9 protein-coding genes are annotated in these 11,051 nt (G+C 65.7%); 2 read left to right on the top strand and 7 right to left on the bottom strand.

Translation table 11 applies throughout. The features are described from left to right. The 4 genes from VJ811_RS15700 to VJ811_RS15685 form a co-directional block, all read right to left on the bottom strand. On the bottom strand, nucleotides 1–386 hold a 386-nt coding region (locus VJ811_RS15700; RefSeq protein ID WP_324074032.1), incomplete at its 3' end, for a phosphoribosyltransferase. A gap of 208 nt (nucleotides 387–594) precedes the next feature. Next, nucleotides 595–2,409, bottom strand: a complete 1,815-nt coding sequence (locus VJ811_RS15695) for a DUF885 domain-containing protein (protein WP_324074030.1) — start codon at nucleotides 2,407–2,409, stop codon at nucleotides 595–597. 255 nt (nucleotides 2,410–2,664) lie between these two features. After that, nucleotides 2,665–4,335 carry a M20/M25/M40 family metallo-hydrolase gene (locus VJ811_RS15690; protein WP_324074029.1) on the bottom strand — a complete coding sequence of 557 codons (1,671 nt, stop codon included), beginning with the start codon at nucleotides 4,333–4,335 and terminating at the stop codon, nucleotides 2,665–2,667. Between the two features lie 87 nt (nucleotides 4,336–4,422). Next, a complete protein-coding gene (locus VJ811_RS15685) occupies nucleotides 4,423–4,944 on the bottom strand; it encodes a hypothetical protein (RefSeq protein ID WP_324074026.1) in 522 nt (173 codons plus the stop codon). Between the two features lie 180 nt (nucleotides 4,945–5,124). On the opposite strand from VJ811_RS15685, the gene VJ811_RS15680 reads away from it, so the two are divergent. Continuing rightward, on the top strand, nucleotides 5,125–5,850 hold the full coding sequence (locus VJ811_RS15680; RefSeq protein ID WP_324074024.1) for a 2OG-Fe(II) oxygenase: 726 nt from the start codon (nucleotides 5,125–5,127) through the stop codon (nucleotides 5,848–5,850). Nucleotides 5,851–5,858: 8 nt separating this feature from the next. Here VJ811_RS15680 and VJ811_RS15675 read toward each other — a convergent pair whose 3' ends face one another. The 3 genes from VJ811_RS15675 to VJ811_RS15665 all read right to left on the bottom strand — a co-directional run bounded on the left by VJ811_RS15675 (nucleotide 5,859) and on the right by VJ811_RS15665 (nucleotide 9,651). Continuing rightward, on the bottom strand, nucleotides 5,859–8,024 hold the full coding sequence (locus VJ811_RS15675; protein ID WP_324074022.1) for a S9 family peptidase: 2,166 nt from the start codon (nucleotides 8,022–8,024) through the stop codon (nucleotides 5,859–5,861). Nucleotides 8,025–8,341: 317 nt separating this feature from the next. Continuing rightward, nucleotides 8,342–8,560: a CDGSH iron-sulfur domain-containing protein gene (locus tag VJ811_RS15670; RefSeq protein WP_324074019.1), complete on the bottom strand. Its 219-nt coding sequence runs from the start codon at nucleotides 8,558–8,560 to the stop codon at nucleotides 8,342–8,344. Nucleotides 8,561–8,802: 242 nt separating this feature from the next. Beyond that, the gene (locus VJ811_RS15665) at nucleotides 8,803–9,651 is read right to left on the bottom strand and encodes an alpha/beta fold hydrolase (protein ID WP_324074017.1); all 849 of its coding nucleotides are present in this window, start codon (nucleotides 9,649–9,651) and stop codon (nucleotides 8,803–8,805) included. Between the two features lie 347 nt (nucleotides 9,652–9,998). Between VJ811_RS15665 and VJ811_RS15660 the strand changes: the two genes are divergently transcribed. After that, nucleotides 9,999–10,982, top strand: a complete 984-nt coding sequence (locus VJ811_RS15660) for a hypothetical protein (RefSeq protein ID WP_324074016.1) — start codon at nucleotides 9,999–10,001, stop codon at nucleotides 10,980–10,982. The last annotated feature ends 69 nt before the right edge of the window (nucleotides 10,983–11,051 follow it).

Raw genomic sequence — 11,051 nt, 5'->3', positions numbered from 1 at the left:
ATGTCGCGCGGCATATTGTGGCGGCAGCGTGCTTTCAATTCGGCGATGAAAGCGCGGATGCTGCGGCCGCTGTCGAAGACGTCGTCGATGATGAGCAGCCGGTCCCCGGGATTCAGCGTGTCGATCAGATAGCCCAGCGCGAAGACTTTGACGTGCGCGTCCTGCTTGTCGATGCCGTGGTAGGAGGAGGTGCGGATCGCGATATGGTCGCAATGCTGGCCGTGATAATCGAGCAGCTCCTGCACCGCGATCCCGACCGGCGCGCCGCCGCGCCAGATGCCGACGAGGTGCGTCGGCTTGAAGCCGCTGTCGAGCACCTGCATGCCGAGCCGGAAGGAGTCGGCGAGCAGGTCGTTCGCGCTGATGAAGATTTTGTCGCCGGTCATGGGCGAGGATTAATCGTGCGCGAGGAGCGGGGCAAGGCGGGTATCGACCGGGAGCGGCCGCTCCGCTTCTAATACTTCGTCATCCCCGCGAAAGCGGGGACCCAGAGCGTCCGTCGGCTGGCCTAGCCCTGGGTTCCCGCTTTCGCGGGAATGACGAAAATGGGGGCTGGCAGCTCTCCACCCCAAAGTAGACATCAGCGTCGCCGCATCACTTCTTGTTCGCCGCGATATAGCGCGTCACCTGCTCTTCGAGAATATCGAGCGGCAGCGCGCCTTCGCTCAAAACCGCTTCGTGAAAGTCGCGGATGTCGAAGCGGGAGCCCAGTTCGCGCTCGGCGCGTTTGCGCAAGTCGGCGATCTTGAGCTGGCCGACCATGTAGCTGGTCGCCTGACCCGGCCAGTTGAAATAGCGGTCGACCTCGCGCGCGATGTCGGTGTCCGACACCGAGCTGTTCGCCTTGAAGTAAGCGATCGCCTGTTCGCGCGTCCAGCGCTTCGAATGGATGCCGGTGTCGAGCACGAGCCGGATCGCGCGCCACACCTGAAGCGACAGCATGCCGAAGCGGTCATAGGGGGTCTTGTAGACGCCCATCTCGTTCGCCAGCCGTTCCGAATAGAGCCCCCATCCCTCCATATAGGCGCCATAGCCGCCGAATTTGCGGAATTTGGGGATGCCGGTAAGTTCCTGCTGACGCGCGATCTGGAAATGGTGACCCGGCGCGCCTTCGTGCGCGGCGATGCCGGCGACCTGCACCTTTTGCGTCTGGTTCATGTCGACGAGGTTGACATAATAGATGCCGGGACGCGTGCCGTCGGCCGAGGGCGGGTTGTAGAAAGCGGTCGACGCCGTCCCTTCGCGCCATTTCTCCACGGCGCGCACCTCGAGCGCCGCCTTGGGCAGCACGCGGAAATAGCGCGGCGCAGCGGTCATCACCGATGCGATCACCGCGCGCGCGTCGGCGAGATAGGTTTCGCGGCCGGCTTCGGTGTTCGGATATTTGAACTGCGGATCGGTGCGGATGTGGTCGAAAAATTGTTCGAGCGTGCCGGTGAAGCCAACCTCGCGCTTGATCGCCTCCATCTCCTCGCGGATCGCCGCGACTTGGGCGAGGCCGAGGTCGTGGATCTGGTCGGCGGTGAGGCTGGTGGTGGTCGAGCTCTTCAGCCGGTCGGCATAATAGGCGGCGCCGTCGGGGAGGCTCCACGCGCCGAAATTGCCCTTCGACTTGGGCTCGATCTCGTCGATCGCGGCGATCAGCGTGCTGTAGCCTTGCTTGAACGGTCCGGTCAGCGCGGCGCTCGCGTCGGCGAGCAGCTCCGCCTTGGTCGCCGCGGGCGCGTCGAGCGCCTCAACTTTCTTGCGGAAGTCGGCCAGCAGCGTCGAATCGGCGCCGCGGCCGAAGGGCGCGCCTGTGATGACTTTCAGCGCATCGGCGCGCGCGGGGGCGAAATTGACCTTGTTGGGGATGATCCCCGCCGCCGCCTGTTCGCGCATCGTCGCCGCGACCTCGCGCATCACGCGGTCGGTGTCGCGCAGGCGGGCGATATAGGCTTCCGCATCCTGCACGCTGTCGATCTTGTGATTGTTGATGAGCAGCACGGGGATCGCGCCGGCGGGGCTGCCGTTGGTCGACACGGGGAAGCGCAGCTTGCGGAAGCGGAGCGATTCGCGGCCGCGTTCGACTTCATACTCGAACAGACGATAGCTGACGCGCGCGCTCTCGCCGAGCTGATCGGACTTGAAGCGCGCGTGCATGTCCTTGAGCTGGCGCTCGGCCAGCTCCTGATCGCGTACCGTCGCGGCGTCGGTATAGTCGTCGAGCTTGTCGTAATTGGTCTTGAGGCCGAGCTGGGTCTGCGATTCGGGGCTGAGGCCCAGCCGCTCTTCGAACGCGTGATCGAGGAAGTCGAGCAAGGCCTGATCCTGCGCCCCCGCTTGCGGTGCGGCCTGTGCGAAGGCGGGCGCGGTCATCGGAGCGAAGGGCAGGACGGGGAGCAGCATCAGGGCAACGGCAAAGCGCATCGGGATCTCCTATTGATGACGGGCTTGTTGCGCAGTGCCGGGCCGGGCGCAATAATATTTCAGTGGTTTGGGGAGATGCCTGCGTGTTTTCGCGACGTCGGTTATCTGGGGAGCGGCTGTTCCCCATTTTTGTCATCCCCGCGAAAGCGGGGACCCAGAGCGTCCGTCGGCTGGCCCCGCTCTGGGTCCCCGCTTTCGCGGGGATGACAAAGAAAAGGGAGCCGCAACCGGTCGTCAACGGTCACCGCTGCCCGCTTATTTCCGCGCCGCAGCGCTCTTGTCGCGGATCGCCTTGAATTCGCTGCCGTCCTTCCAGCCCGGCCATTTGGCCGAGCGGGCGAGTTCGTCGCCGATGGTGTAGAAAATGGAAATATCCTGAACCGCGCCATCGAGGTTCCAGCTTTCATCCCACGCGTCGCACGCCTGATGATAGCATTTGCCGGTATAGGCATCGACCCACGCCTGCCCGGCGGGCTTGCCGCCCTCGACCAGATCGGAGGCGCCCGCGATGCCCATCATGAGGAGGACGGGAACCCCGCGCTTGGCGAGGCTGAAATGATCCGCGCGATAGAAAAGGCCGCGTTCGGGGAGGCTTTCGACGCTGACGGTGCGGCCTTGGGTGGCGGCGACACGCGCTAGATCATCCTCGAGCGTGCCCTGTCCCTTACCGACGAGGACGACGTCCTTTGCCTTTCCGGCGGTCTGCAGGATGTCGAGGCCGAAGTTGGCGACGGTTTTCTCCGCCGGGAAGATCGGGTTTTGGGCATAGGCTTCGGAACCGAGCAGCCCGCGCTCCTCGGCAGTCCAGAAGGCGAAGGCGATCGTGCGGTCGGGGGCGGGCGCCGCCTTGAACAGCCGCGCGATCTCGAACAGCCCGGCGACGCCGAGCGCGTCGTCGTTGGCGCCGGCGCGGTAGATACGGCCCTTTTCGTCGGGCGCGCCTTCGCCATAGGCATCCCAGTGCGCGCCGTACATTACGACCTCGTCGGGGCGCTTCGTGCCGGGGATTTTGGCGAGGACGTTCTGGCTCTGCACCACCGCCTGCGTCACCGGGATCGCGGCGTTGAAGCTGGTGCCGAGGTCGACGGGTTTGAAATCCTTGCGGCGCGCGGCAGTGCGGAGCTTGGCGAGATCCTGCCCGGCGTTCGCGAACAGGGTCGTCGCGGTTTCACCCGAGATCCAGCCCTGGAGCGCGAGGCTCGTGACCTTTTCGGGCGGCACGACGAGGCCGTAATTTTCGCCGCCGCCGCTTTTGACGACGTTCCAGCCATAGCCGACGCCGTCGGTGTCGTGGATGATCAGCGCGGCGATCGCGCCGCGGCGCGCGGCTTCCTCGAACTTGTAGGTCCAGCGGCCGTAATAGGTCATCGTGCGGCCGCCGAACTTGCCGAACGCATCCTCGCCCTTTGTGGCGACGAAATCGGGGTCGTTGATCAGGAAGACCGCGACCTTGCCCTTGAGATCCTGGCCCTTGAAATCGTCCCAGCCGCGTTCGGGGGCCGAGACGCCATAGCCGACGAAGACGAGCGGGGCGTTTTCGACCACCGCCTGGTCCTTCGGCTGGAGCGTCGAGACATAGATGTCGGTGCCGAAGGTGAGCGGCGCCCTGGCGCCCTTGCGGTCGAAGCCGAGCGTCGCCGGCGTGCCGAGGCGGGTATGAAGCAAGGGCACGGGCTGGGTCCAGCCGCCGCCGGTGCCCGCGGGTTCGAGCCCGAGCGCCTGCAACCGGCCGATCAGATAGCCGATCGTGCGCTCCTCGCCCACCGTGCCGGGGGCGCGGCCCTGAAACTGGTCGGAAGCGAGGGTGCGGACGGTCTGGGTGAGGTTCGCGGCGTCGATCGCGGGGGCGGGCGCCGACGAAGATTGGGCGGCGGCGGGCACGGTGAGGAGGGGGAGGAGCAGGGCGGCGGCGTGGCGCAAGGACATGATGAATCGGTTCCGCTTTGGGGGAGGAAACACAGCCCTAGCATGGTCATGCGCTTTGTGAACCGGCGTGGCGATGACAGGGGCTGGCTAGAGAAAAGTCAGCAACGCCGCGAGCGTCGCTCCGGTGATTGCGAGCAGAATCGCGGCGCGTGGTCCATGGATTCGTATAAGGCGCGCCGTTCGCGGCTCGGCGGGCGGCCAATCGGCGCGCCCGGCGGGCTCGGCATCGGGCCGCGCATCGCCGATGCGGTTCGGGACAAGGGGCCGCGAGGACAGGTCCGGCCCGCTGATCCCGCTGGCGAGCGCGAGTTTCTCGAAGGCGACCGCCATCTTTCCTTCCTTGAGAATGCGGGCGACCCGCGCCTGCCGCGGATCGTCGGGCGAGACGGGGAGCGCGCCGACAAGGCGTTCGACCTCGACATCGAGCGCGTGCAGGTCGTCGATCGCCTCCATCGCGCGCGACCGGTCGCCGCGTTCGAGCGCGAGTTGCAGGCGGGTCAGCGACAATATGCCGACGCGGCAGAACTGGAGTCCCAGCGCGTGGTCATCCGCCATCACGGGCGGGCCGAGCGGATCGGGCTCGTGCCGGGTCGAAAGGGCGCTCATCATCCTTGCTCCTGTCCTCACCCGCCCCTGCAGGATCGACTAGAGAGAAGAGGCGCGGGCGCGAAAGCCCCGATCCGGCCCGCTGTGCCCCGGATGCGCCGGACGGTGGCGCGGCGCGGGATTTCCGGTTTGAAAGCAAGAAACGGGGCGCCGGCCGGCGCGCGCCATGGCATGGCCCGGCGCATGACGGAAACCATGGAAACAGACATCGGCGCGCGTATCGAGGCGCTGGACCTTGATGAAATTGCCGCCGCGCTCGACCGCGACGGGTGGGCGGTGCTGCCGGGATTGCTGAGCGGGGCCGAGTGCGACGACACCGCGGCGCTCTATGCCGGGGAGGCGGGGTTCCGCAGCCATGTGCTTATGGCGCGGCACGGGTTCGGGCGCGGCGAATATCGCTATTTCGCCTATCCGTTGCCGCCGCTGGTCGCGGTATTGCGTGAGCGCCTGTATCCGCAGCTCGCGCCGATCGCCAACCGCTGGCACGAGCGGATGGGGATGGGCGTGCGCTTTCCCGCCGACCACGCCGAATTCCTTGCGCGGTGTCACGAGGCGGGGCAACGGCGGCCGACGCCGTTGCTGCTGCAATATGGGCCAGGCGACTATAATTGCCTGCACCAGGATTTGTACGGCGAGCATGTCTTTCCGTTGCAGGCCGCGGTGCTGCTTTCGGCGCCGGGCGAGGATTTCACGGGCGGCGAGTTCGTGCTGACCGAACAAAGGCCGCGGATGCAATCGCGCGCAGCCGTCGTGCCGCTGGCGAAGGGCGATGCGGTGGTGTTCGCGGTGAACGCGCGGCCGGTGAAGGGCGCGCGCGGCGACTATCGCGTCGCGATGCGCCACGGAGTGAGTGAAATCCGGTCGGGGCGGCGGCACACGCTGGGCGTCATTTTCCACGACACCACATAGGCGGCGGCCTAATTCGCCGCCGCCTCCGCGGCCGGGCGCGTCCAGCCCTTCTTGTACTTTTCGAACCATGCGAGGATCGCCGAGGCCTTGGCGGCCGATTGCGACGGGCGCGCGGCGATGCTGCCGTGGCTGGCGCCGGGAATCTTGATCAGCGCCGTGGGCACGCCGCGCAGGCGGAGCGCGGTGTAATATTGTTCGGATTCGCTGACCGGGGTGCGGTAGTCCTCGGCGCCGACGATGACGAGCGTCGGGGTTTCGACATTGCCGACGAGCGAGAGTGGGGAGCGGGACCAGAAGAGCTCGGGCTTTTCCCATGGTTGCGCGCCGAGCCAATAGGGGCCGAACAACGCCGCGCCATCGGCGGTCAGCGCCTGCGTCGTCCAGTTGATCACGGGTTTCTGCGTCACCGCGGCCTTGAAGCGGTTGGTCTTGCCGACGATCCAGCTCGTCAGCACGCCGCCGCCCGAGCCACCGGTGACGAACAAGGCGTCGGGGTCGGCGACGCCGAGTTCGATCGCGCGGTCGACGATGCTGATGAGGTCGAAATAGTCATTGCCCGGATAGGCCTTGTCGATCTCGTTCGCGAACGCCGCGCCATAGCTGGTCGAGCCGCGCGGGTTCGCCGAGAGAACGGCATAGCCGCCCGCGGCGTAAAGCTGGTTGTCGGTCGAGAAATGGCCGCCATAGGCCGAGAAGGGGCCGCCGTGGATTTCGAGGATCAGCGGCACGCGCTGGCCGTCGCGATAGCCGGGCGGGAGCGTCAGCCAGCCCTCGATCGTCTTACCGTCGTGGCTGGATGCCACGGTGATCTTGCGGACTTCGCCGAGCGATTTCACTTCGCGCAAGCTGCGGTTGAGGTCGGTGAGGATGCGTGCGGTGCCGCCGCGATTGAGCTGAACCTCGGCCGGCCGGGTCGCGGTGCCGCCGGTGAAGGCGACCGCGCCGCCGTCGGATACGGTGAAACTGCCCCCCGTATAGGGCCGGTCCATCCCGCCACCCGACAGACCCTTTGCGACGTCGCGGACCGATCCGTCGAGGCCGATGCGCGCGACCTTGGTTTCGCCACGATCGTCATACTGCGCATAGACCGACTTGCCGTCGGCCGCCCACTGGATCGCGTCGATACCATAGTCCCAATTGTCCGTCAGGCTGCGCTTGCCCGATCCGTCGCGGTTCATGACGTAGAGCTGGCTATTCTCATAGGCGCGCAATTTGTCGTCGAAGCCGAGATAGGCGATCTTGCCGCCGTCGGGCGAGACGAGCGGGTTGGCGTCGGGGCCGTTGCGGCCGGTGAGCGCGGTAACACCGCCGCCCGCGACGTCGAGCGCGTAAATTTCGCTTTCGACCGGGTCATTTTCCCAGTTCGGTTTGCGGTTCGCGGCGAAATAGAGCGTGCGGCCGTCGCGCGACCAGCTCAAAGGACCGCCGTCATGATAGGGGCCGAAGGTGAGCTGGCGCGGCGATCCGCCGGTCGCGGGGACGAGGAAGATTTTCTCGAAGCCCGGCTCGACATAGCCCTGCCCGTCGGCGCGATAGGTGAGGAGGTCGCGGACTTCGAGCGGTTCGGCCCATTTCGCGCCCTCGGGCTTGTTCTTGGGCGCAGAGCCGAACGAGGGGCCGTCGTCCTTGACGAGCATCGTATAGGCGATCGAGCGGCCGTCGGGCGACCAGGCGAGGCTCGACGGGCTGGTCGGCAGGCCGGTGAGGCGCACCGCCTCGCCGCTATTCATCCAGCGCACCCAGAGCTGCGCGCTGCCGCCCTCGGTCGAGGCGAAGGCAAGACGCTTGCCGTCGGGCGACCAGCGCGGCGAGAAGGCGCCGCCGCTGCGCCCGGCGACCGGGGTTTCCTCGCCCGTCGTCGTATCGATGAGCCAGATCGAGCTGACCGCACGGTCGGTCATGATGTCGTTCGCGCGGCGGACATAGGCGATGTGGCGGCCGTCGGGGCTGATCTGCGGGTCCGAAGCGATCGATAGGTCGAAGAGGTCGGCGCCGGTGAGGCGGCGCTCGGGTCCCTTGCGCGCGCTGCCGGCGGCAGAGGCGGACATCGGAGCGGGAGTGGCGGTTTCGGCGGCGGGGGCGGGAGGCGCGGCCGGGGCGGGTTCTTCCTGCGCGAAAGTCGGCTGCGAGGCGAGAGCGAGCAGGCTCGCACCGAGGATGGCCAGTTTGCGCATGGAGATTCGCCCCTTTTTTCAGTGAGGCGGCAGGTCTGTACGTTTCGCCGGAGCGGGTCAACCAGTCACAATCGAGTCAGTCAGTTCGTCATCCCGGCGAACATAAGGGCACCGATATTATGGCCAGACCGGCATCGGGTATGCATATCATAGTCGTTGTCTGCACGATAATCGGCAAGATCGACGATCCAGCGCCTTACCCGGACCGGCCGGGCAAGCACCAGCAGAGGCTTGCGGGCGGATTGGCGCATCGGAATGGCCCGTCGTCGGCGGATGCGTGTCGTGTCGCCAAGGCTGACCGGCCCCTGGATGTTTTGTCACGGCTTCACGAGCGCGTCTGCGGCCTGAAATCCGATCCTGCTATGCTCCCCGTCGCAGAACGGCTTGGTCGCCGAAGCGCCGCAGCGGCAGAGGAAAATGCGGCGCTTTTCTGCAACGTCATAGAGATTGCCATCTCCATCGCGTAAATCGAGCTGGCTCAGATCTCCGGTCAGGAGATACGGGCCATTCTTGGTCGCCACCACTTCGATCGCCATGACATCCTCCTTACCCGATTGCTGGCGAACCCACGCGCGTTGGCATCGCGGGTTCATGGACAATTGGGCCGGTCATTTCGGTAAAGCCGAACAGACGAAGAGCCCGGGTTCCATCGAAGATATGCAACCCGAGCAGTATATCAGCAGGCTGCCCCCATGGGTATAGTCGATCCGGCGCGGACAAATTTCTCCGCGAGCCCAGCGAACCCTGTTCGGAGTTTGTGCCTTCCGAGCAGGACAATTCAGCCTTGATCAAGCAGCCGATCGACGATCAGGTCCGGATCCGCATAGGCCAGAAAGCGGCCATGATCCTTCACAATCTCGAAATCGGCGGGCGGCAAAATTTCACGCCAATAGGACAGGGTATTGCCAGGATCCGAAAGCGTGTCATGCGCCCCGATCAGGACCGTCCATCCACGGCTGTCGACCGCATAGTCTTTCGCCTGATTCAGCGCGAAATACGCCTGTTCGCGGACATATCCCTCGACATGCCCCGCTCTGAACATGCGGACGGCGCGGTAATAATCGTCGATCACATCGTCGCCTGCGAGCAGTGCCTCATCCGGCGGACTCCCGCGCATCGCCTTGCGCAGCGCCTTGGCCAGATAGGAGCGGGTCATCGCCCGGGATATCAGCCGCGCTGCCGGCAGGATGAGCTCGGGACGCCGCATATAGGCTTCCTTGAACGATCCAAGCACGCCCCATCGGCGATCATCGCGGGTCGACAGCGGGTCGGGGTTGACCAGCACGACCCGACCGCAATGTTGGGGATACAGGCCGGCAAAGGCGACGATCGCTTGTGCGCCACCGCCCCCTCCATGTCCGTCAGTCCGAAACCGGGCCGATCGATCGCGAGCACGCGGAAGCCTTCCTGCAGAAGCCGGGCAACCAGTTTCCGCGGCGGGTGGCGGGTGGTCATGCTGCTGTGAATGGTCATGGCGGGCCGGCCGCTTGCAAGACCAGGTCAGCGCCTCGCGCGCGGCGACATAGGTCCATAACGCGGCGTCGGCATGCTCTGCCGCGGCGTGGGCAAGCTTCATCGTCCCGCCGTGCAGCGCCGCTTCGGCTTGCTCCCAGTCGATCGCCCGCAAAATCGCGGTCTCGCCGGCGTCGGTGGAAAAACCAGGCGCTGCGTTTGGGCCCCGACCACCGCTGGCGTCAGCGCCTCGATGTCCATGAAAGAATGCGGCCGAAACTCATGCGTCGCGTCCAGCGACCGGAATTGTCGTTCGACCGAGTCCGGGTCGCGCCGCACAGCGTCGAGCAGACGCTCGGGCATCCCCAACCACTCCGCCGCATAGCCGGGCGCACCCGGTTCATCCGTGCCTGTCACCTTGTCCCCCACCGAGCCCTCCCGAGCCCCGGCGATAGCCGACGATAGCCGGCGGGTCACCTTGATACCCTACAATTGGGGATATTCCCTCCACTCTTCCGATGCTTGGGACCGCACAGCGGGACGGACGACGACGCGCCCCGCCCGAGCATGAAGCGAAAGACGAAGCAGGACGCCGGAGCCTGTCCGTCTCCGGGCCTGTCGCAGGCCGATTGCCGGGCGTGCTTTTTCGTCATATTACAAGGGGATGATTTCATGACGGTGCGTACAAAAGCAAAAACGCGGTTCCTGATCAGCACGGCGCTGATCGTCGCGGGTGTTCCGATGGCATCGCTTACGCACGCCGCCGAACAGGGGATATTTGTTCCGCCCGGCGGACCGGCCTCCATAGAAAATCCTGAAGGAACGACGGTCGAGGGCGACCGAAGCGGGGTCTATTCGCGTACGTCGTCGCTGACGCTCGACAATGCCGGCACGATTCGCGGCAACGGCAGCTATGACGGGTTCGACAGGTCGCCCGAAGGCGGTGTCACCGTCGAGGGCGGCCCGGCCATCGTCACCAACAGCAGTCTGATTTCAGGTGCCGGACACGGGATTTCGACTGTTTATCGATTCGATCCCGCAACGGGCACGTTGCAGGGTCTGGCCGTCGGCTCGCAAGTCACGAACACGGGCACGATCCGGGGCGAGATCAACGACGGCATTCGCCTGATCGGCGGCGGCAGCATCACCAACAGCGGACTCATCGAGGGCGTGAGCAGCCCGCCGGGCGGCGCGACCGACGGGATTTCGATGTTCGCGTTCGACGATCAGGATCTGTCGGGTCAGACCTCGATCGGCACCATCACCAACCAGGCCGGCGGCACGGTCAGCGGCGCGCGCTTCGCCGCGATCCTGTCGGGCGGCGGTGTGATCGACAATGCCGGCACCATGACTGGCGGTGCCGGCGGCATCTTCATTCAGACGAGCGATGATGGACGTCTGCAAGTGGTCGTTTCCTGCCTTCGGCATCCCGGACTTGATCCGGGATCCATGACTTCGCCGCTGGAATGGCCCCCCCTGAGTTCACAAACGAAGTGCAACACCTGACACAGGTGTTGCCATGTCGAACTACCGCCAGTTATCGCTTGAGGAGCGCTGTTCGATTGCCCGTCTTCA

It is taken from the genome of Sphingopyxis sp. (genome assembly GCF_035250425.1).
Classification (GTDB): domain Bacteria; phylum Pseudomonadota; class Alphaproteobacteria; order Sphingomonadales; family Sphingomonadaceae; genus Sphingopyxis.
The sequence above is the reverse complement of the archived record's forward strand: the minus strand, read 5'-3'. Positions and strand labels throughout refer to the sequence as shown.

What these genes read in the sequence shown, in the direction of transcription:
- VJ811_RS15670 (WP_324074019.1), bottom strand. Translation starts at nt 8,560, where the DNA reads ATGGCGATCGAAGTGGTGGCGACCAAGAATGGCCCGTATCTCCTGACC.
- VJ811_RS15695 (WP_324074030.1), bottom strand. Translation starts at nt 2,409, where the DNA reads ATGCGCTTTGCCGTTGCCCTGATGCTGCTCCCCGTCCTGCCCTTCGCT.
- VJ811_RS15680 (WP_324074024.1), top strand. Translation starts at nt 5,125, where the DNA reads ATGACGGAAACCATGGAAACAGACATCGGCGCGCGTATCGAGGCGCTG.
- VJ811_RS15690 (WP_324074029.1), bottom strand. Translation starts at nt 4,335, where the DNA reads ATGTCCTTGCGCCACGCCGCCGCCCTGCTCCTCCCCCTCCTCACCGTG.
- VJ811_RS15675 (WP_324074022.1), bottom strand. Translation starts at nt 8,024, where the DNA reads ATGCGCAAACTGGCCATCCTCGGTGCGAGCCTGCTCGCTCTCGCCTCG.
- VJ811_RS15685 (WP_324074026.1), bottom strand. Translation starts at nt 4,944, where the DNA reads ATGATGAGCGCCCTTTCGACCCGGCACGAGCCCGATCCGCTCGGCCCG.